Origin of the sequence: Paenibacillus sp. SAFN-054, assembly GCF_051966755.1 — a bacterium.
GTDB lineage: Bacteria > Bacillota > Bacilli > Paenibacillales > Paenibacillaceae > Paenibacillus_AQ.
The window spans coordinates 842,250-860,776 of record NZ_JBQCKS010000001.1 but is presented as its reverse complement, the minus strand read 5'-3'; the positions used below and the strand labels follow the sequence as shown (position 1 = coordinate 860,776).

Genomic DNA, 18,527 nt, shown 5'->3' with positions numbered 1-18,527 from the left:
TCTTGTCTTCCAGATTCGAAATTCGTCGGTTCAGCCTGTATATAACAGGCATAATAATTATAACGGTAAAAATGATGCTATAAACGACCGCTGTAATAATACCCATGCTCTCTCACCTTTCCTCTATTCGTTGCATGAAACAAAAGCACTCCCTACCTTCACAGATAAGGGAGTGCTTAAGACAAACCACTGATAGAATCCTGCTCGTTATGCTTTACCTTTCGACGTCCTCACGCTTGGCAGCAGCAATCCGCTTGTCCGCTCGACATAAACGCGATTTCCAGTATTATACATGGATATGTCATTAAATACAACATCCTGCCCATCCACTGACACCGCCTCAGACGAGACCAACGGCGTGACGGAATCCAGTGAGTCGTAAAGAGAAATGATGTCCCCTTCATGAACACTGCGGATCGTGAATCTGCCGGATGTATCCCAAGTCATGTCTGAGGTTAACACTTTCTCCGAACGCTCCGGATATAGCTCTTCGAACAGCTCGAAGGCATAGATACGCGTATGGCCGCTTCCATCCTTACTGGTTTGTGCCGGCTCAATGATTTGCAGCCGGATATAACGGGCCACGACTTCCTTCGGAAGAATGCGGTTGATCACGTCTTCGCGATTATTCACGACTTCGTCAATCAAGGTGAAACGTTCCCCGTCCTCGCTTGCCAAAATCTGCGCATGCATCGTATTCCAGTATTTCGATTCCCGTGCCTCCGGATGCCCGCAGTTCACGATCCGGTACTGCCGGATTGTCTTCGGCTCCTTCAGATCGACCGTCAAATATGGGCGATGCTCGCTGGAGCACCATTTGCCGCTGGTGATGCTGCCGTCGATCGTCCTGGAAGCATTTTCGTTCTCGTTAACGCTGCTTGAAGCTTCTGCCGAAACCCCGCGGGATGCCAGGGCGATGTTGTTACGTTCATAGTTCAGCTCCTGTGCAGCGGCTTCCGTTCCGGCTTTAACAGCGATTCTAACAATCATGTCGGCGATGAACGGCTTGATCACATGTGTCCCTACATCCACCGTGAAATCAAACGGAATTTCTTCCTTCAGGCGGTTTACCTTGCAATTTTCCATTGCTGCAAGCTGCTTTTGTGATTTTTCAAGAAATTGTTCCATATACAACAGATTTCCATCACGCAAAGCACTCAAGGCTTTTACCAGATTTTGCCCGGATTCCGCCATCAGCTTGAAGGCCCGAAGGAATGGCTGCAGCTCTTCAACCAGATTTGGGTTCTCGCATCTTTCCTGAATCCGATCTGCCGCTTGCTCCATGCGTTCGAAATGCAACTTCAGCCGAGCGGCGGCTCCGGCTGTATCGAGCCCCGCTTCGAAACCTTGGATTAATGCTGTCACGTCTTCTTTCAGTTCCCACGATTCGTCAAACAGGAAATCTCCGCTGACCCCGCCGTCGTCTTTTAAATAACAGCTGTTCGATGCAAAAAGCTCCAATTCTTCCGCCACTTCGGGCGCAAGCGCTTTAAAGGAAGCGGTGAAGCTAGCCTGTGCAACGTACGCATCCGTGTTCCAGTTATGATCCGCAATACAGAACAAAGCCTGCTTGGAGGCTTGCGCCTGGTTCATCGGATTCGAGAAGAAGCCGTTGACATTGTCCAGATCGGAGCTTAAATTCTCGATTCTGCCCATCAAGATTTTGGAATCGCAATAGTCATTGACCGGATAGTTCCACCAGACCGAAAGATTACGGTTAGAATCGATTAACCGTTTGGGAGCATCATATTGCTCCTTGGAAATGTTGGACATGGTCGCCGCGCCGGTCCACATAATTTCGACATCCTCATGCAGCGTTTCGACGAATGGTTTGAAGTAGTCCGTCATCGACGGCCCCCACGCTTCGCAATACCGTGTGCCGACAGTCAGGAGCGGGCGGACATCTCCCCTCGCCTTCACGAATTCACTGTCAATGCGGTTGATAAATTCCGCTTGCTGCTTGCCGTTAGGAACTCCTACCAGATCGTCGAACAAGATGCCGAACTGACGTACTCCAAGTCCGTAAAGCTGCTCCAGCTTGGTTCTAGCGGACTGAAAGTCCTCTTCGCTGGACAGATCGATCGAGTCCCCAGGATGAATCGTCCAGACAAAGTTCAGATTGTTGGCATGTCCCGCCGCTGCGAGCTCTGCGATGTCCTTGGCTTTGTCATCCGGATACAAATCTCTCCAATGCTTCCGGTGATAGGGGTCGTCCTTCGGAGCGTAAATGTATGTATTCAGCTTCTGGTTGCCTCCGAACGCCATGAGATCCATCCGGTCCGCATGGCTCCAAGGATAGCCGTAAAAGCCCTCAATATAGCCGCGATACAAAATTTCGGGATAATCCTCAATGGAGCAGGACTTCATGGAGCCTCCAGAGCTCTGCATTAACATATGAGATAACGTGACGACCCCATAGTGGATTCCGTCACGGTCCGAGCCGATAATGCGTATCAGATTCTCGTGAACTGTGAGTTCATATGCCTCGCGATGCACCGGAGCGGTGTCTGATTCTACCCCCAGATCATGGAGACGGTCCTTATGCTCATCCAATGCCAATACGATGTTGGTTCGCCCCTCGGATAACTCGCTGGAAATCGAGCTTTCACAGCCGATCGCGCGCAGTGCTTCCTGAAGCTTCGGCAGCGTGGCCTCCTTCAATTCCGAAACGGTGACAATGTGTATGGATTGCCCCAGCTGAACCTCGCCACCCAGCGGTACGATTCTCTGAGGAACGGGATACAGTTCATACAGGTTCTGTGATTGTTGGTTCGTTAGTTGCATTGATGCTTCTCCCCTCTTGTCCATCATATTCATAATAGCCATTATAGCAATTAAGTCTTTTGGCTGGCTACCTATGGATTGTTACAATTTTGAGCGGGAGCCTTGCTTTCGATATTTACGTTAATAGTAGGGCTTGCCGCAAAAAAAGACCGGGCCAGAGATGATTCTCCGGTCCGGTCTTCTTGGAACCTCGTTCGCGTTATGCTTTCTTACCCGTAATGTCGGCTACAATTTCATACGAACGCAATCTTGCGTCGTGATCATAGATCGCTGTATTAATGATCATTTCGTCCGCCTGGGTTTCGTCCAGGAAAGCCTGCAGCTTATCTTTCACTTCATCGGGATTACCGATAATCGATGTGCTCAGCTGCTTCATGATAATCGCCTTCTCCTGCTCGGACCAGTTCCCTTCCATTGAGCGGACAGGAGGCTGCAGTTGTCCCGGCGTATTCCGGATCAGGCTCAGGAACTGCTGCTGATGCGACGTGGCAAGATACTGGGCTTCTTCCGTCGTATCTGCGGCATATACATTAACACCAACCATCGTATGAGGCTTATCCAGCACCTCGGATGGCTGAAATTGTGCCCGGTACTGATTGAGTGCAGGCACGGTATACTCCGGCGAAAAGTGGCTTGCAAAAGAAAAAGGAAGTCCCAGCTTGGCAGCCAGCGCGGAACTGAAGCCGCTCGAGCCCAGCAGCCAAATCGGTATTTCCTGTCCTTCGCCGGGAATCGCGCGTACCCGCTTGTACTTGGAGTTCGGATCCAGATAGGATCTGAGCTGCTCTAACTGTTCGGGAAACTCCTGTCCATTCGCATGGACGTCCCTGCGGAGTGCCATCGCCGTCAGCTGATCGCTGCCGGGAGCCCGTCCGAGTCCCAGATCGATCCGGCCAGGGTACATCGCTTCGAGCGTTCCAAACTGTTCTGCAATGACCAGCGGCGCATGATTCGGCAGCATAATCCCGCCGGAGCCGACGCGTATGGTGTTCGTCCCGCCAGCGACGTAACCAATCACGACCGATGTAGCCGAACTGCCGATGCCCGGCATGCTGTGATGCTCGGCCAGCCAGAAGCGGTGATAGCCCCACTTCTCTGCATGCTGTGCCAGATCAAGGGTATGTTTAAACGCTTGTCCGGGAGTGCTTCCCGCCGTAATCGGCGCGAGATCCAAGACGGAGTATGTTATATCTTTCAGCTGTTTCTTGGTTTGCGTATGTCCGTTATCCATTGCTGCACCTCTTTCTTAGTGAAGAAGCTTTCGGGCCTCTTCGTTTTGTTTCATTCGTATCTTCTCCGGAGTCACATCATTGCCCAGCGGATCGACGATTTTCAAACCGGAAAAGGAATGAAGCACCTGACCGCGGATTTCACGGAGATAATCCTCTCTCAGCACCTGCTGTTCCACCCGTTCGGCATTCGTCAATCCTTCTTCACGTTCTTTTTTAGCTAACGCATTGATTCGTGCCAAGCTTGGAATCATCACATGACCTCTTTTCATCGAATTGTTGAGCCATACATTTTCTATCATTAAACAACCATTTTATCTTGTACCCATGCTTGCAATGATTGCAGTTTATGCATAAACCGATCCGCCTTCATCTCTTCCGCCACATTGGCTACCGTCTCCCGCTTCAATACGGATTTCCAGGCCGATTCCGCCTCTTCCATCAAGTGGGACAGCAGGCAGCACTGATCCTCTTTCTGGAGCTCCAGCATATCGTTCAGGATGCCGCTGGATGAATACAGCGTCTGCTGTCCTTCTATGGCCAGGTAAACGTCATAGATTCGGATGTCCTCGATCCGCTTTTTGAGCTTGAATCCGCCCTTAATGCCCGGGACGGAAGCAATCAGATCGGCACTGACCAGCTTGCGGAGCAGTTTTTGAAAATAGGTGGCCGATACGCCTAATTGCTGGCTGATCGCTTCACCGGGCAGCACGGCCTTGTCAGGTAGCATGTTCAGTAAAAGAATGGCGTATACGGATTGCTCGACGCCCGTTTTCATATGCATACTTCGTTCACCTTGCCCTATAAATTAATAACATGGATATTGTTTGTCCGCTTTATACATTATATATCATCACTTTCAAATTGCAAGCTGCAATGGTCGTGAATACAAGAAAAAGGCAACCGCAGGAATGTTCTGACGGAATGCCTTTACGAATTAAACTTTTCACTTCATCTTGTTGCCATCATTCGAACCAACAATACCAAAATGCTCCGCAAGCGCTTGTTCATACTCCTCCCTGGAGGTGGGTACGTATGTTTCAACACCCGATGCCGTAAAAAACCTGAATTCCTCCCCAGCCACGGTTTTCCTGCCTTCCGGTGTACGAATGAACAGCATGGCGGATTTCGTGAAAATAGACTCGGGAGCATGCTCACACCAATACGAAGCCATAGCATAGTCCTGCGGCAGCTGTGGCTCTTCCGTAAAGGAATAAATGCGGCTCCAATTCTCATGTTTACGCTCATACAATATCCAGCCATAGAACGGATCCCGATTCAACCGGTAGCACTCGGAACCCTGCAGCTGCTGAGCTCCTTCAACTAGCGCAAGCGGCCTCACCGGAACGATCCCTCCCACGCCGACGTCGCAAAGATAAGATTGCCCTTCAACTTCAACGCGCAAAATGTGATGCCGGCGCATGGGCGGCGGATTCGGCTCATCCCGCCAAAATCTCGCAAAATAATGGGTAACCTGAAAGCCAAGTTCTTCAAGAAGCCAGCCGAACAAAGCATTCAGCTCGAAGCAGAATCCGCCGCGGCGGCGTGTAACGATTTTGTCGTAAAGATGCTTTCGTTCGAGCGATACGGGTACACCATTCACAATATCCAGATTTTCATATGGCACGGCATGGATGTGATGCTCCTGCAGACTTGCCAGCACTTCCGCCGTACACGCGACCGGTCCACGGTAACGTATTCGCTCCATATACGCAGCCACGAGCTCTGATATGTCACTTCGCTTATTCTCCAAGCCACCGATTCCTCGCTTTCTTCTATCCCTTCAATCTCCTCATAAATGTTCCATGCTCCCATCATCAGTTCCTCCTTCCATGCTGCACAAGAAAAACCAGCCGCAATAACGGCTGGTCCGGTCATGTTCTATGGAGTTTGTGTTTAAACTGCAGTATATCCGCCATCGACCAGCAAGCTGGTTCCGGTAATAAAGGAAGCGTCATCGCTTGCCAGGAACAAGACTGCTTTCGCGACCTCATCCGGTTTACCCAAACGGCCCATCGGATGGAGACCGACCAGATGCTCCGTGATGGCTTCGGTTCTGCCTTTGATAAGCGGGGTGTCAATGTAACCTGGGCAGACTGCATTAATGCGGATCCCTTTCCCCGCGTAATCCGCCCCAAGCGTTTGGGTGAGCAGCTTCACGCCGCCTTTAGCGGATGCGTAAGCAGTAACTCCGGATTTGCCGACATGGCTGTGGATCGAACCGCAATTCACGATAGCGCCGCCGCTGCCCTGAGCCAGCATTTGCTTGATCGCATATTTATCACACAAAAAGACGCCTGAAAGATTGATGTCAATCGTGCGCTGCCAGCTGTCAAAAGCCAGTTGATCCGCAGGTCCATCCTGCGCGATGCCCGCATTGGCGAACAGGATGTCCAGTTTGCCGTATTTTTCTATCGTATGTTCGACCATGCGAATGACTTCCTGCTCTTTCGTAACATCGGTTTTGACGAACAAGGTGTCGAAGCCTTGACTGTTCATCTCATCCGATACGGCTTGTCCGCGATCCGAGAAATCGGCAATGACAACTTTGGCGCCTTCCTGCGCAAACAGTCTCACGGAGGCTTCCCCAATTCCACTGGCTCCGCCGGTCACGATCGCTACTTTATCTTTAAATTTCAATGTATATCTCTCCCATCCGTTTAAGTAAGAAGGCATGCTATGGTAAGCTCAAATAATTGCGCGCGTCGTTGAACAAAATATCGATAAAACTTAAGCTTGTTCATGCAGCTGCAAAATCAAGGGTACCTTAGGCTCTATATCTATGGTATCATCGTTACTGATTAAATAAAATTTAAACATTTTGAATTTAACTTAAGTATTTCTTAAAGCAAAGGATCGGTCGAACGTATGCATATCGAGAAACTCGAGTATCTGATCGAAGTCGCGAAGACGGGTTCCATATCGAAAGCTGCACACAATCTTCATGTGACGATTTCCGCAGTCAGTCAATCGATCTCAAGCCTCGAGGAGGAATGGGGAGTCACGGTCTTGAAGCGTTCCCGTTCCGGGGCGGTTCCTACGGCAGAAGGTGCGGCGATCATCAAAAAAGCCATGGAGCTGCTTCAAAAATACGAGGAACTGAAAGACGCAGCCCAGGGTTATTCCAGTACAATCCAAGGCCGGCTGCGGCTTGCTGCCATCCCCGGCCCGATGTTTTTGCTTGAACAGGCGGTACTTGATTTCAAGAAGCAGTATCCCCGGGTCAAAATCGAAATCGTGGAACAAGGCTCGCAGGATATCATCGACGATATCATGAACGATAAAAGCGACCTGGGCTTCATCATTTTATTCAAGGATCGTCAGGTAGAGCATCTGGGCGTCAGCTTCGAACGGCTGCTCAAGGTCAAAATGGTTGCCGCAACGAGCATTCATTCTCCGTTAGCCTTCCAAAAGGTCATCACGCCACATGAGCTTCAGCAGCAATCCGTGGTCCTGTACAATGACGATTACGTGAAATGGTTTATGGATGACTTCCAGAAAAAGTACGGCGAGGTGGATATCGCGTACACCACTAATAATCGAGCCCTGATCAGCCGGGCCTGCATGAATCATATGGCCGTAACTGTCGGTCTGAATTACTCATTTATTACCGAGCCGCTATTTGCCGATGACGATACCGTCATTCTGGATTTCGACCTTCCCCAGGAAAGTCCTGTTTACCTGGGTGTCATTCAGCAAAAGGATCATGCTGCTTCCGCGATCTCACGGCATTTTCTCGATCGACTGAAACATGATATATCCGCTTTGCAACAAATGTTGTAACATGGAGTGCAAGAAGTAGTAGGAGGACAACGTAGCAATGAATATCTCATCTATCATATTAGGGTTGATCATTTTCCTGAATTTCATATTCGCTCTGGTCGTCGTATTCAAAGAAAGGCGCGACGCCGGAGCCACATGGGCCTGGCTGCTCGTCCTTTCCTTTATTCCGATCGCAGGATTCATGCTGTACCTGCTGTTTGCCCAGAATTTCAGGCATATACGTCTGTTTCACTGGGGGGATTTAAAGAAAATAGGCGTGGAAGAAATCCTTTTGGAGCAGGTGGAACAAATCCGGTCGGGAACATACGATTTCCACAATAAATCCGCCAGCAAAAACCGCGACCTGATCTTTATGCACTTGAACAACAACCATTCGATGTTCACTGAAGAAAATTCCGTCGATATCATCACAGACGGACAAGAAAAATTCGATAAGCTTTTCAAAGACATTGATGCTGCAAAAGATTATATCCACGTTCAGTACTACATCATACAGAACGACACCCTCGGCAAAAAGTTAATCGGCATCCTCACACAAAAAGCAAGAGAAGGCGTTAAAGTAAGGGTATTGTATGACCAGCTTGGATCCAAAAAACTGACCAAAAAGTTCTTTCGTGATTTCCGCGCCGCCGGCGGATTGGCCGAGGCTTTTTTCCCATCGAGGCTGAGGCTGATTAACCTGCGGCTGAATTACCGCAATCACCGCAAGCTTGTCATCATCGACGGCGAAATCGGCTACGTCGGCGGGTTTAACGTGGGAGATGAATACTTGGGGCTTAACTCCAAGTTCGGCTACTGGCGGGACACGCATCTGCGGATCAACGGGTCCGCCGTTTATGCCATGCAAATCCGTTTTATCCTGGACTGGAATCAAGCATCGCATCACCACTCGATTACATACACGCCGAATTTATTTCCGCGCGTCGGTCCCGCGGGAGAAATCGGAATGCAGATCGTTACCAGCGGACCGGATAGTGAATTTGAGCATATCAAAAACGGATATATCAAAATGATTTCATCGGCCAAAAAATCGATCTATATTCAAACACCATACTTCATCCCGGATGCAAGCCTGCTGGATGCACTGAGAATAGCGGCGTTATCCGGCGTGGAAGTGAAGATCATGATCCCCGATAAGCCGGACCATATCTTCGTATACTGGGCGACGTATTCGTACATTGGCGAACTGTTGAAAACCGGAGCCACAGTGTATCTTTACAATAACGGATTCATTCATGCCAAAACGATCGTCATCGACGAAGAAATCTCTTCTGTCGGTACCGCCAACATCGATTACCGCAGCTTCAAGCTCAATTTCGAGGTCAACGCTTTCTTGTATGATGACCGGATTTCCCAGCGGTTAACGGAGGTTTTTGACAACGACCTGCGTGTCTCCAGGCAGCTGACGATGCAGGAATATCTGGAGCGGCCGAGATGGATCCGGATCAAGGAATCCGTTGCAAGGCTGCTGTCCCCTATTCTATAGATCAACCGTATTTCTAAACGGTTTCCCGCAGTTTAATAGACGATATGACAAAGAGGATATGAAGTTCATTGGATGAACTCATATCCTCTTTGTCATTTAAAATCAGATTGTTATATAAAATTTACATAACTTTCGCGTCAAACCGCCGTTACTCGGTTGTATTACTTCATTAGGATAGACTGATTAATTTGCGTCCAAGCCGACGGACCGATGATTCCGAGCCGCCAGAATGCCGTGCCTTTCAAATCATACCGTTTGGCTAGGCCAATCTTGGACTGAACGGATTCCGCATTCTCGCTTCCCAGCGAAATGCCTAGAATGAGCTTGTCTTTTGTCGTTTCTTTCAGTGCTAGCCGGATCGCCTCATCCACTTTATTCAGCGGCTCAGGCGCTTTTTCGTTCTCGTAGGCGTAAGCCATGATCACCAAATCGTCCGCCAGCTGCGACAAGGTCTTATAGTCATAACCTTTATAGGAGCTGTTTAGCGGATGGACGATGACCGTAATCTTCAGCCCCGCCTGACGCGCTTTTGCAGACAACTTTTTCATGAATGCATTATACTCGGATTTCACTTTGTTCTTATCGCCCGTTAGCCCCAGTCCTTCGAGGTCGAGCGCAATGCCTTTAAATCCTTTCCCGGATGCCGTTGCCACGATGTTAGTTGTCGTTTCCTCCTGCAGCGTCATATCTTCCAGGTTCTTGGTCAGCTCAAGACCGGAATCTACCGAATAGACCATCAAATAGGGGGACGTTCCCTGTCCGGAAGCATCTTGAATGATGGATTCCGGCGTAATATCTCCCGCGGCTTGGGGCCATCGATGCTCTTTGCCCGCGGATTCGGTCGTAAATTGACCATTCTTTTCGATCCGGCTCCAACCGAAGGCGACGGAATCAAAGGATGGAATATAGGATCGCTCATCAAATGCCGATATGGCATAAAAACCGAGGGTGTACATATCCTCTTGCGGCGAAATGATAGATACGGTTTGAGTCGGCTGATCCCAGGATACTGCCGCACCGAACTGCTGGCTGAAAAAGCTGAGCGGAATCATGGTGCTGTTCTGAATGGTCTGCGGTGCGACGGCCAGCGGTGCGGTTTTGCCGTCTACGAGGGCATTCTTGCTCCCGATTTTAAGTACGACCTGCTTGGAGACGCCTTCATTTTGCTTTGTCGCCGTAATTTTCTGGGCTTTCTGATCCCATACCACCTGAATGCCAAGGGCTTCAGATATGGCACGGAACGGTACCATCGTCGTCCCATTCATGACCGTCGGCTGTACGGGAAAAGGCAGCGGATAACCATCCAGCATAATGCTTACTTTTCCGGCAGCCGCTTTCGTTTCGTGCATCGGGACAGCAGTTAAAGATCCGGCAAAAATGATCGAACTCAACATAATTTTCCCAAATACCTTCATTGTTCGGTTCTCCTGTTATCTAGTGATAGATTCGTATTCATAGAATACTAGATTCACTATATCATTTTCACAGGAACCATTTCTACCTAATAAAGGAAACGCGTACGGGTACAGGGACATTCGCGGAGCTGCGGCATAGGATATTGCGACAAGGCACTTAACCATAAATCGCGAAGGACGTGAAACACAAATCATGATTTCATATATGGATTTCACATCACCATCGGTTCAATTTTCGTACGATTTGAGAAACAATCCGATGTTTAAAAAGGACAGCCGGAACTTTATCAACGCCCTTTCCGTTATGCAGTTAAATACCCTCGGGAATGTTTCCCTTCTGGATATTTATTTGAGCAAATCCAATGTCGTCGAGCCTCATATTCATCAAAATGCTTCGGAGCTCGTATACCTGATCTCCGGCTCGGCCGTCGTTTCTCTGGTGAACCCGTTTACCAAGAAGCTCGTTAACATTCCGGTCATGCCGGGCCAGGTCGCTAACGTACCGCAGGGCTGGTGGCATTACGAGATCGCAACCTCGGACGATACGCATATATTGGCCATTTTCGATGCACCGGTTCCGGAGTTCATTGCAGGTTCGGACCTGCTGCGGCTGACTCCTCCAGAGATATTGGCACATACCTACTGCCTGAATGAAGAGCAGATCACGGCTGCGCTGGCGCCGATTAAAGAAACGGTTGTCATTGGGCCCCCAAGCAATTGTTCACCTGCAGATCAACGCGACTTCCGGATGAGCGCATCCCAGCGACAGGTGATCGGAAATGGCTGGAACGATCGCTGAGTGTATTTTCCCTTCCCTTACTAAACGCAATGCTCCATAAACGCGATTTATTCGCTTACCTGTCTTACCATCCCGTAGTAATCTGGATACACCAGTTTGAAGCCGAAGGACTGGTACAGCTTGATCCCGGCCAAATCCGATATGACCATCACGTTCGCTTCTTTAGGGGCACTGGCGTCAATGTATTCAAGAAGCCGGCTTAATATGGCTTTGCCGATTTCTTCTCCTTGGTGCGCCGGATGTACCGCCAAGTCAACGATTTGGAAATAGCAGCCTCCATCTCCGATAATTCTTCCCATACCAATCAGTGCATCACGTTCATCCCGGACCGTGAGCATGTAAATCGAATGCCCGAGTCCGGTCGCTATTGCCTCTTCCCGGATCGGCCGAGCGCCGGCTGCAAGTCTTAATGCCGCATACTCTTCGATTCCCGGATGTTCATTCGTCATCTTCATATCGATTCCTCCTTGAATGGATATACCTTCACTCTACTACATTCATGCAAGTGCTAAGCTTTGAGAGCCGCTGATCAACTTATCACAGCTTAGTTATTTCAGAAGCCTCTCAAGCAGCTTGAAGGTTTTACTATAAGTTTTGTTCTGGAGGAATGCGTCTGGTATATTGTTCTCGAAACCATTCGAGGACGGAGGACCCGATATGAAGCAAATCTATAAACCGAGCGAGATCGCCAAAGCATTGAATATCAGCACCAGTGCGCTGCGCCATTATGAATCATGGGGGGCGGTTCCCTCACCGGACCGAGCACCTAACGGGTACCGTTTGTACACCCGCATTCATGTGGCGTATTTCCGGTGCCTTCGGGCCATGTTTCCCGGTTTTGGCGTCGGCGCGACATGTGACGTACTCCGCTGCATTCAGGAGTCCGATGCTGATACGGCCTTCGTTATGGTCAACAAGCTCCAAGCCGAGCTCTATCAGGAGAAAGTGGCTGCTGACCAGACACTGGAGCTTCTGCAACGATTGGAGCTGCCCTCCCTCCCCCACCAAAAGCTGAAAAACCGCATGACGATCGGCGAGGCTGCGGCTTATGCCGGTGTTGCAACCTCGGCTATTCGTCACTGGGAAAAGGAAGGCTTGCTGCAGGCAAACCGGGATCCGGATAACGGATATCGTATGTTTACACCTGCCGATATCCGGAAAATCCTGCTTATTCGCACGCTGCGGAGCACCGTTTATTTTCTCAAAAGAATGAAGGATATCGTCAAGGCGCTGGATGATCAGAACGTCGAGCAAGCAAAAAAGCTCACGGAAGATGCCATTCGCACCATCCATGAGCGTATTCGCGAGCAGTTTCTTGGCGTTCATCAATTGGTCGAGCTTTGTAAAGAGCTTAAACTGCTGTGAGCCGGGACGATGCCTGCCGCCCTCTCCAGCTCGCTTCGTTGACGCAGGTGATGCCGGGTATGCATCTCCACCAGATCCAGCCATTCTTTAGCGTTCAGCCATCCGAAACCGTTATGCCGGACCTTATACTTTGGATTTGTTTCCAGCACTCTGTTTCTGAGGGCGTTGAGCTTATCTTTCATGTCTAGTAGACCTTCAGCCAGTGACTGTTTGCTGTGATCGTTGCCAGGCGTATTGCCCGGTAAATCCGGAAGCTGAATTCGAACCGGTGGAAAGCTTTGCAGCCTGAACAACAGGTTGCCCGCTTCTGTCTTCCCTTCCGGCTGCTCTTCGCTTGCACTCAAGCATTCATCAGCGTTGGCAATATACTCCTGCGCCACGACAATGACATGATCATACAGCTGGCCAAGAGACCAAGGATGCTTCCCGCTGTGCCTGCATAGCTGTTCCGGTGTGTATAGCTTCAAGCGGCTTAGAAAGGTATCGATGAGTTCCAGTACATCCCGAGGATCGGAGCACTCCAGGAACGTTGTGACCGTATCGATGAAAAGATCCGGCTCTTCAACGCTCGGTGCGTGGCCGGATTGGCTAAATCCGACAAACACCGCCCGTGGAATGCGTGAGGCGATCCATTCTCCTTCCCCCGGAGGATTTAAAGGATCAAAGATACCGCCAATCACAAGCGTTTTGGCTGTAATCTGATATAATGCGTCCCGCCAATCAAAGTTTTCCAGCGCCTTATTGGCCGCTGCCTGCTGCGCTTCGGTCATCGCATGGAATGACTTATGATATTCGTCCATCCATTTCATGGCTTGTTCGGTTTGATGAAACATATATTTTGACAAATATTGAACCGCCTCCTGAGACGACATGCCGGCTACCTCTTCCTGATGATCTGCAAGCAGTCGGGATGTAGACGACGTTTTACCGCTGGACCTTGCAGAGACAAGGACCAGCTTCTCGATGCGCTCAGGGACAGCAATGGCTACTCCCTGCCCAATATAGCTTCCCATGGAGCCGCCGAGCAAGCTGGCTTTGCGGAGTTGCAGATGATCCATAAGCGCAATGACATCATTCACATGGTCCTGTAATGTGAACCTTGACGGTCGATCTGATCTGCCGTGCCCTCTGGCGTCAAGCGCAATGACAAGAAACTTCTCAGATAGTTTATCTATTTCAAGTCGATGAGCCGGCAAGCTCATGCCCAATCCGTGAAGAAAAATCAGCGGTTCCCCGCTGCCCTTCTCCTCGTAGTAAATGTTGACACCTTGGATATCAATGAACGGCATATGGATCCCTCCAATGAGCAATAATGCGTAAATTATATCATGAAATGGTATTTATTGTTTTTTTGATTGAATTCAACTTTTATACATAAAAAGCGTTTCTTATATGTCAGGGTAACAATAGGTTCGACAATTGAAACGGAAATACTTGTCAGTACGTACTAATTACAAACCGAAAGTTAGACAGGAGGAATACGAATGATGAATCCGGGACCGCCATTTGGCGGCGGGTTTGATTTTATGTTTACGCTTGTTCCTATTTTAATTGCAATTGGTTTTGTTGTGGTGATTGCCATGTTCATTCTAAACGGTGCTCGGTATGTAAAAAACGCTCGTTCACCTCGCTCCTCCACCTACGCCCGTATCGTGTCCAAACGCACGGAGGTGCAGCATAGCTCAAGCCACCATCACGATGACGATAACGGGTTCATTCATTCCGGCGGCTCATCCCGGACATATTATTACATCACGCTGGAATTCGATAATGGGGAGAGAAAAGAATATCTGGACGTAAAAAAGCTGTATGGTCTCGTTGTGGAAGGCGATGCGGGGTATGCATCGATCCAGGGAGACTGGATCGTTGCTTTTGAGCGGGAGGTCTAGAGGAATGTCTTTAGTGTACTACATCGCTTCAGAGAAAGAGCTGCCGACTGGCTCCTTCGGCACGAATTATACACTAGTGGATCATCGTATCGTATTTGAAACAGAATTAGATGCCGCTGGAATCTATATTACCGGACCTGCAACGAACGCCAAGAGATTTCCTCATTTCCGTCTGCCTTATGTCTATCAACTATCTCCAGAAGGAGGTTCTTTTAATTATAACCCCCTTCTTCTCTCAAAATCGCCCGAGGCCTATTCAGTTTATTATAAATGCGCCCAAGAGCTTTTTGCTTATTTGAAACGGAATTTGATGCCGGGCGGCGAAATGGAGATGTATGCCGGATGGGATGATGGAATGGGCAGCTTGGAAGAGCCTCAAGACCAATCGTTGAATAGGGTTCTGGATCTCAGCGATTTTGAACTTGGAGAACAATTCAGTTGGATAGAAAAACAATACATTCTCGTTAAAAAATCATAATTACACGAAAAGAACACCGCATACCCGTGCGGTGTTCTTCAGCTTATCTCAAATACATCATCCCCGCGTCGTATCCAGCGGCTTCAGCAGCTTCTCAATCCGTGTCCGGTGCTCTTCCAGAAAAGGTGGCAGTGCGAGCGATTCGCCTAAAGACTTGATGTTCTCGTCCGCGTCGAAGCCGGGACCATCGGTAGCCAGTTCATACAGGATTCCGTTCGGTTCCCTGAAATATAAGGAACGGAAGTAAAAGCGGTCAACAAATCCCGAATTTTGCAGGCCAGCGGTGTTGATCCGGTCGATCCACTCCCTCAGCTCGGCTTCATCCTCCACGCGAAAAGCGACATGATGCACGCTGCCCCGGCCAGGGCGTTCTACAGGGAGATCCGGGCGTTCCTCGACATGGATTTCCGCTCCCGTTCCGCCTTCACCGGTCTCCAGGACGATAATATCCGGTTGCCCAAAAGTTTCGGACGGATAACTGCCTTTATGACGAAAACCTAGCAGATTGACCAAAACATCGACCGAAGGCGCCGCTTCCTTCACGGTAATTTTAACGGGGCCTAAACCGTATATTGCATTATTCACAGGGATCGAGCTCTGATCCCACGGCGTTCCGGCCGCGACGCCGTCATTCCCCTCGTCCGAAACCAGTATCAGCCGCTGCTGCTCAAAGTCCCTGAACGCCAAGGTTGCTCTGCCTGCCCGTTCAGCTATCGGCTCATGCCAGACGCCAAGCTCCTCAAATCGCTCCTCCCAGAATGCCAAGCTCTCGTTATTCGGCACGCGAAGCGATACTGCAGATATACTGTTCGTTCCTTCATCGTTTTTTGCCAGCATCGGAATCTCGAAGAAGGTCAGATCCGTGCCCGGATTCCCTTTTTCGTCCGCATAGAACAAATGGTACATCGACGGTTCATCCTGATTCACCGTTTTTTTGACTAGGCGCATACCCAGCGTCTTTGTATAAAAGTCGTAGTTGCGCGGTGCATCGGTCGTTAAGGCCGAAACATGGTGTATGCCTTTAATCTGCATTGAATCGTCCTCCTTTACCTCGGCATGTATGCAATCTGAATCCTTCCTGCGTTAAAACATCAAATCTTTGGCGTAATTCTCTCCCTCAAGCATATCGTATTCCACCAGCCTGTAATCATTCAGCATCTCTTTTTGCTCAGACGTCAATTCCTTTAACGGACCGGATGCACCGATGCGAACGCTTTTACTCAAGCCGGAAATTTCAGACTTCACTTTTTCAAGCATCTTGTAATATGGGGGCAGTGCCTGTCCGCTCATCTTGAAAATCGTCGGTCCGATAAAGGCGGGGCTCTGCGTTCCCACGGACTGCTTGCCGATATCGAAATTCGCTATATACATCAGCTTGGTTTCATGCTTCAATCTCGGATTGGAATCCCATCCAGCCCCCGTATAAATGCCTGCGGACAAGGCGGGCAAATGATCCCCCCAGAATACGACGATCGTAGGACGCTGGATTGTTGTAAGCTCTTCGCTTAAATAAGCTAGCGCTTCATCCGTAAGCTTGGCGTCCTGCACATACGTTTCAAGCTCGTCTTTGAATTCCGGCTTCACGCCATCGACCGTGATCGTATTGGGTCCGTTCAGCCCTTTCGTGAACGGAAAATGATTTTGCATCGTAACCAGGTGCAAAAACGTAGGCTTGTCCGATTGTTTAACCTCGTTGATCGCTTCCTGAACAGCAAACTTATCGGTAATATAGCCATTCGGCGTAAGTCGTTCAGGCTCTTTCAAATCCTTCTCGCTCGTAAATTGATCAAAACCTAGTATCGGGTAGACCTTGTTTCGATTATAGAAGGTGTTGTCAAACGGATGAAGCGCCATGGCACGGTATCCTCTGTCTTTCAAAATGCTGACGATTGAAGGCAGAGACGACATTTTCACGACCCGTTGCTGAAATGGGATGGAGCCGTCCTGAAGAAAATACATGGACAGTCCCGTCAATGCTTCAAATTCAACATTTGCCGTATTTCCGCCGAATTCGGGGGACAGCAAATATCCCGATGGCGTTGCATCCTGCTTCTGATGAATGAACTGCAGCGGATCTTCACTGAAGCGATAACCCGGCAGGCGCGTCGGATCAAAAAACGCTTCGTCCATCATAAACATTATATTAGGCTGTTCTGCTGGCGCATTTGTTGCGGACGGATCGGGCAGCGAGCTGTACTTTTGGGCAATTGCCGCAATGGCTTCCCGGTTGTATCCTTCCGGCTTTTCCATCAGCTTCTGCTTGAAGTTGCCCGTAAAGGCATACAGAAAACCGTTTTGGTTGTAATTCGCCTTCTGATTCCAAGGAATATTCTGATATTTCATGGATTTGGCAAGAGAGGTCTGTCCGCTGATCATCTGAATGAAGCCTATGATAAAGACGATGGATATAATTGCCATTAAAATTCGCAGCGGAAGACGGATTTTGATTTTGGGCAGCTTAATGATCAGGTAAACCAGCAGAATCAGCACAACGATAGCCGCAATCAGCATATACGGGGAGATCATCCCCTTGGTGATTTTACTCATTTCCTGCACGTTCTTGACCTGACGCAGGTCCCATGGAAACAGCGGTTCTCCGGTCGTGGTGAGCTTCTTGTAGTGGACCACCGAAATGATGAAGCATGCGAGAAACGCAATCAGCGCACCCGAATAAACGTTGGGAATTATGGCGCTGAATACGAGAAGAACGAAGAAGAAAAATAAGCTTCCCGAAATATAAAGCCAATAATGTTGCGAAATCCAGTTCATTACGCTTCCTATGTTCCTCAGTGAGGCAGCCTGCATAATAAAATTGAGAGCACAACCGCCGATCAAAAGCAAAAGCATCCAGACGACCGTACGCTTGGACGGCATGATGTAACGAAACACGAATATCCTCCCCCATCTCTCTTCAGCGAACACGAGATGTTAACGATCTTACAACCATATTAAAAACCAATCAAATGGAATCCGGGTTACGATTAAAAAGGTTGACCTTCATATGAAAATGAAGAATCAACCTTTTAAGGTTATAGCACATATTCACATTTTCGTAAACATTTGAGACCAAGCTAGATTAGTATGCGTTGCCACCAAAGCATCCGGAAGCAATGATGATGACGAGCAAAATGAACAATACAAGGATTGCACCAGGACTACGAAAGGCTCCACCGACCTCAGACATCCACAACACCTCCTATGAACCGATTTAATCTATTCTATGAACTCCTTCGCTTAAAGGTTTGGTTATATCGACTCCGTCAATCACACATATTCGGCAGATTCATATATTCACCGTA

18 protein-coding genes are annotated in these 18,527 nt (G+C 49.0%); 6 read left to right on the top strand and 12 right to left on the bottom strand.

Features of this window, described 5'->3' with window-relative positions:
• Window positions 1–207: 207 nt before the first annotated feature.
• From ACTHPM_RS04125 to ACTHPM_RS04100, 6 genes are all read right to left on the bottom strand, one after another.
• The gene (locus ACTHPM_RS04125) at window positions 208–2,784 is read right to left on the bottom strand and encodes a beta-N-acetylglucosaminidase domain-containing protein (protein ID WP_440393903.1); all 2,577 of its coding nucleotides are present in this window, start codon (window positions 2,782–2,784) and stop codon (window positions 208–210) included.
• Between the two features lie 199 nt (window positions 2,785–2,983).
• Window positions 2,984–4,015, bottom strand: a complete 1,032-nt coding sequence (locus tag ACTHPM_RS04120; RefSeq protein WP_440393902.1) for an LLM class flavin-dependent oxidoreductase — start codon at window positions 4,013–4,015, stop codon at window positions 2,984–2,986.
• A 15-nt stretch (window positions 4,016–4,030) separates the two neighbouring features.
• Window positions 4,031–4,267, bottom strand: coding sequence for a DUF896 domain-containing protein (locus ACTHPM_RS04115; RefSeq protein ID WP_440393901.1), 237 nt, complete (start codon window positions 4,265–4,267; stop codon window positions 4,031–4,033).
• 47 nt (window positions 4,268–4,314) lie between these two features.
• Window positions 4,315–4,797: an RrF2 family transcriptional regulator gene (locus ACTHPM_RS04110; RefSeq protein ID WP_440393900.1), complete on the bottom strand. Its 483-nt coding sequence runs from the start codon at window positions 4,795–4,797 to the stop codon at window positions 4,315–4,317.
• A gap of 162 nt (window positions 4,798–4,959) precedes the next feature.
• Window positions 4,960–5,721 (bottom strand): arylamine N-acetyltransferase family protein, encoded by a 762-nt coding sequence (locus tag ACTHPM_RS04105; protein WP_440393899.1) that lies wholly within the window; start codon window positions 5,719–5,721, stop codon window positions 4,960–4,962.
• Window positions 5,722–5,909: 188 nt separating this feature from the next.
• Complete coding sequence (locus tag ACTHPM_RS04100; RefSeq protein ID WP_440393898.1) at window positions 5,910–6,653, bottom strand: SDR family NAD(P)-dependent oxidoreductase; 744 nt, start codon at window positions 6,651–6,653, stop codon at window positions 5,910–5,912.
• A 228-nt stretch (window positions 6,654–6,881) separates the two neighbouring features.
• Between ACTHPM_RS04100 and ACTHPM_RS04095 the strand changes: the two genes are divergently transcribed.
• Both ACTHPM_RS04095 and cls read left to right on the top strand, forming a co-directional pair.
• Window positions 6,882–7,796 (top strand): LysR family transcriptional regulator, encoded by a 915-nt coding sequence (locus ACTHPM_RS04095; RefSeq protein WP_440393897.1) that lies wholly within the window; start codon window positions 6,882–6,884, stop codon window positions 7,794–7,796.
• A 37-nt stretch (window positions 7,797–7,833) separates the two neighbouring features.
• The gene (cls, locus tag ACTHPM_RS04090; protein WP_440393896.1) at window positions 7,834–9,282 is read left to right on the top strand and encodes a cardiolipin synthase; all 1,449 of its coding nucleotides are present in this window, start codon (window positions 7,834–7,836) and stop codon (window positions 9,280–9,282) included.
• A gap of 161 nt (window positions 9,283–9,443) precedes the next feature.
• Here cls and ACTHPM_RS04085 read toward each other — a convergent pair whose 3' ends face one another.
• Window positions 9,444–10,697, bottom strand: coding sequence for a stalk domain-containing protein (locus tag ACTHPM_RS04085; protein ID WP_440393895.1), 1,254 nt, complete (start codon window positions 10,695–10,697; stop codon window positions 9,444–9,446).
• Window positions 10,698–10,887: 190 nt separating this feature from the next.
• Between ACTHPM_RS04085 and ACTHPM_RS04080 the strand changes: the two genes are divergently transcribed.
• The gene (locus tag ACTHPM_RS04080; RefSeq protein ID WP_440395347.1) at window positions 10,888–11,496 is read left to right on the top strand and encodes a cupin domain-containing protein; all 609 of its coding nucleotides are present in this window, start codon (window positions 10,888–10,890) and stop codon (window positions 11,494–11,496) included.
• Between the two features lie 47 nt (window positions 11,497–11,543).
• On the opposite strand, the gene ACTHPM_RS04075 is transcribed toward ACTHPM_RS04080, so the two are convergent.
• On the bottom strand, window positions 11,544–11,951 hold the full coding sequence (locus ACTHPM_RS04075; protein WP_440393894.1) for a GNAT family N-acetyltransferase: 408 nt from the start codon (window positions 11,949–11,951) through the stop codon (window positions 11,544–11,546).
• Window positions 11,952–12,153: 202 nt separating this feature from the next.
• On the opposite strand from ACTHPM_RS04075, the gene ACTHPM_RS04070 reads away from it, so the two are divergent.
• Window positions 12,154–12,861, top strand: coding sequence for a TioE family transcriptional regulator (locus ACTHPM_RS04070; protein WP_440393893.1), 708 nt, complete (start codon window positions 12,154–12,156; stop codon window positions 12,859–12,861).
• On the opposite strand, the gene ACTHPM_RS04065 is transcribed toward ACTHPM_RS04070, so the two are convergent.
• Window positions 12,822–14,150, bottom strand: a complete 1,329-nt coding sequence (locus tag ACTHPM_RS04065) for an alpha/beta fold hydrolase (protein ID WP_440393892.1) — start codon at window positions 14,148–14,150, stop codon at window positions 12,822–12,824. The genes ACTHPM_RS04070 and ACTHPM_RS04065 overlap by 40 nt on opposite strands.
• Before the next feature lie 195 nt (window positions 14,151–14,345).
• Here ACTHPM_RS04065 and ACTHPM_RS04060 point away from each other — a divergent pair, with 195 nt between their 5' ends.
• Window positions 14,346–14,750, top strand: coding sequence for a DUF2500 domain-containing protein (locus ACTHPM_RS04060; protein ID WP_440393891.1), 405 nt, complete (start codon window positions 14,346–14,348; stop codon window positions 14,748–14,750).
• Between the two features lie 4 nt (window positions 14,751–14,754).
• Window positions 14,755–15,228, top strand: coding sequence for a hypothetical protein (locus tag ACTHPM_RS04055; protein WP_440393890.1), 474 nt, complete (start codon window positions 14,755–14,757; stop codon window positions 15,226–15,228).
• Window positions 15,229–15,285: 57 nt separating this feature from the next.
• Here ACTHPM_RS04055 and ACTHPM_RS04050 read toward each other — a convergent pair whose 3' ends face one another.
• The 3 genes from ACTHPM_RS04050 to ACTHPM_RS04040 all read right to left on the bottom strand — a co-directional run bounded on the left by ACTHPM_RS04050 (window position 15,286) and on the right by ACTHPM_RS04040 (window position 18,412).
• Window positions 15,286–16,260 carry a ring-cleaving dioxygenase gene (locus ACTHPM_RS04050; protein ID WP_440393889.1) on the bottom strand — a complete coding sequence of 325 codons (975 nt, stop codon included), beginning with the start codon at window positions 16,258–16,260 and terminating at the stop codon, window positions 15,286–15,288.
• 51 nt (window positions 16,261–16,311) lie between these two features.
• Window positions 16,312–18,117, bottom strand: a complete 1,806-nt coding sequence (locus tag ACTHPM_RS04045) for an LTA synthase family protein (protein WP_440393888.1) — start codon at window positions 18,115–18,117, stop codon at window positions 16,312–16,314.
• 187 nt (window positions 18,118–18,304) lie between these two features.
• Window positions 18,305–18,412 carry a YjcZ family sporulation protein gene (locus ACTHPM_RS04040; RefSeq protein ID WP_440393887.1) on the bottom strand — a complete coding sequence of 36 codons (108 nt, stop codon included), beginning with the start codon at window positions 18,410–18,412 and terminating at the stop codon, window positions 18,305–18,307.
• Window positions 18,413–18,527 lie beyond the last annotated feature (115 nt).

What these genes read in the sequence shown, in the direction of transcription:
- ACTHPM_RS04125 (WP_440393903.1), bottom strand. Translation starts at nt 2,784, where the DNA reads ATGCAACTAACGAACCAACAATCACAGAACCTGTATGAACTGTATCCC.
- ACTHPM_RS04120 (WP_440393902.1), bottom strand. Translation starts at nt 4,015, where the DNA reads ATGGATAACGGACATACGCAAACCAAGAAACAGCTGAAAGATATAACA.
- ACTHPM_RS04115 (WP_440393901.1), bottom strand. Translation starts at nt 4,267, where the DNA reads ATGATTCCAAGCTTGGCACGAATCAATGCGTTAGCTAAAAAAGAACGT.
- ACTHPM_RS04110 (WP_440393900.1), bottom strand. Translation starts at nt 4,797, where the DNA reads ATGCATATGAAAACGGGCGTCGAGCAATCCGTATACGCCATTCTTTTA.
- ACTHPM_RS04105 (WP_440393899.1), bottom strand. Translation starts at nt 5,721, where the DNA reads ATGGAGCGAATACGTTACCGTGGACCGGTCGCGTGTACGGCGGAAGTG.
- ACTHPM_RS04095 (WP_440393897.1), top strand. Translation starts at nt 6,882, where the DNA reads ATGCATATCGAGAAACTCGAGTATCTGATCGAAGTCGCGAAGACGGGT.
- cls (WP_440393896.1), top strand. Translation starts at nt 7,834, where the DNA reads ATGAATATCTCATCTATCATATTAGGGTTGATCATTTTCCTGAATTTC.
- ACTHPM_RS04085 (WP_440393895.1), bottom strand. Translation starts at nt 10,697, where the DNA reads ATGAAGGTATTTGGGAAAATTATGTTGAGTTCGATCATTTTTGCCGGA.
- ACTHPM_RS04075 (WP_440393894.1), bottom strand. Translation starts at nt 11,951, where the DNA reads ATGAAGATGACGAATGAACATCCGGGAATCGAAGAGTATGCGGCATTA.
- ACTHPM_RS04070 (WP_440393893.1), top strand. Translation starts at nt 12,154, where the DNA reads ATGAAGCAAATCTATAAACCGAGCGAGATCGCCAAAGCATTGAATATC.
- ACTHPM_RS04065 (WP_440393892.1), bottom strand. Translation starts at nt 14,150, where the DNA reads ATGCCGTTCATTGATATCCAAGGTGTCAACATTTACTACGAGGAGAAG.
- ACTHPM_RS04060 (WP_440393891.1), top strand. Translation starts at nt 14,346, where the DNA reads ATGATGAATCCGGGACCGCCATTTGGCGGCGGGTTTGATTTTATGTTT.
- ACTHPM_RS04055 (WP_440393890.1), top strand. Translation starts at nt 14,755, where the DNA reads ATGTCTTTAGTGTACTACATCGCTTCAGAGAAAGAGCTGCCGACTGGC.
- ACTHPM_RS04050 (WP_440393889.1), bottom strand. Translation starts at nt 16,260, where the DNA reads ATGCAGATTAAAGGCATACACCATGTTTCGGCCTTAACGACCGATGCA.
- ACTHPM_RS04040 (WP_440393887.1), bottom strand. Translation starts at nt 18,412, where the DNA reads ATGTCTGAGGTCGGTGGAGCCTTTCGTAGTCCTGGTGCAATCCTTGTA.